The sequence below is a fragment of the Phaeodactylibacter luteus genome, from assembly GCF_007993045.1.
Lineage (GTDB): Bacteria > Bacteroidota > Bacteroidia > Chitinophagales > Saprospiraceae > Phaeodactylibacter > Phaeodactylibacter luteus.
This window is the reverse complement of the sequence record NZ_VOOR01000195.1, coordinates 1-533: the sequence shown is the minus strand read 5'-3', so window position 1 is coordinate 533 and position 533 is coordinate 1. Positions and strand designations below refer to the sequence as shown.

General features: G+C 59.7%; 1 pseudogene. It reads left to right on the top strand.

From position 1 onward, the window contains the following. Positions 1-19 precede the first annotated feature (19 nt). A pseudogene (locus tag FRY97_RS22060) lies at positions 20-533 on the top strand (HYR domain-containing protein); the annotation flags it as partial.

The window sequence follows — 533 nt, the reverse complement described above, 5'->3', positions numbered from 1 at the left end:
CGAGAACAGCAACGTCAGCATGTGCACCGCGACGGTCACGGTAGAGGACAACATAGCGCCAACGGCCATATGCCAGAACGCGGTAGTACAGCTGGACGCGAACGGCATGGGCAGCATCACGGCATCGGATATCGACAACGGCTCTACAGACGCCTGCGGTATAGCGAGCCTGATGTTGGATGTGACGGCTTTCGGCTGCGCTGAGGTGGGCATGAACACAGTGACCCTGACGGTGACAGACGAGAACAGCAACGTCAGCATGTGCACCGCGACGGTCACGGTAGGGGACAACGTAGCGCCAACGGCCATATGCCAGAACGCGGTAGTACAGCTGGATGCGGACGGCATGGGCAGCATCACGGCATCGGATATCGACAACGGCTCTACAGACGCCTGCGGCATAGCGAGCCTGATGCTGGATGTGACGGCTTTCGGCTGCGCTGAGGTGGGCATGAACACAGTGACCCTGACGGTGACAGATGAGAACAGCAACGTCAGCATGTGCACCGCGACGGTCACGGTAGAGGACAACA